Annotated in this window: 1 protein-coding gene; it reads right to left on the bottom strand. The window is 66.4% G+C overall.

What is annotated here, in order from left to right; translation table 11 throughout:
• Positions 1-327: electron transfer flavoprotein subunit alpha/FixB family protein (locus HWX08_RS34200; protein WP_208454973.1), on the bottom strand; the 327-nt coding region annotated here is incomplete at both ends.

Raw genomic sequence — 327 nt, 5'->3', positions numbered from 1 at the left:
GAACAGATCGCCGACGAGGCCATAGTCGGCCACGCTGAAGATCGGCGCTTCCGGATCCTTGTTGATCGCGACGATCACCTTCGAATCCTTCATGCCGGCCAGATGCTGGATCGCACCCGAGATGCCGACCGCGATGTACAGCTGCGGTGCGACGATCTTGCCGGTCTGGCCGACCTGGTAGTCGTTCGGCACGTAGCCGGCGTCGACTGCCGCGCGCGATGCGCCGAGTGCGGCCGACAGCTTGTCCGCCAGCGGCTCCAGCACCTTCGTGTAGTTCTCGCCGCTGCCCAGCCCGCGGCCGCCCGACACGATGATGCTCGCGCTCGT

Origin of the sequence: Burkholderia metallica, assembly GCF_902832845.1 — a bacterium.
GTDB classification, from domain to species: domain Bacteria; phylum Pseudomonadota; class Gammaproteobacteria; order Burkholderiales; family Burkholderiaceae; genus Burkholderia; species Burkholderia metallica.
Note: the sequence above shows the minus strand (reverse complement) of the source record. Positions and strands in the feature narration are given on the sequence as shown.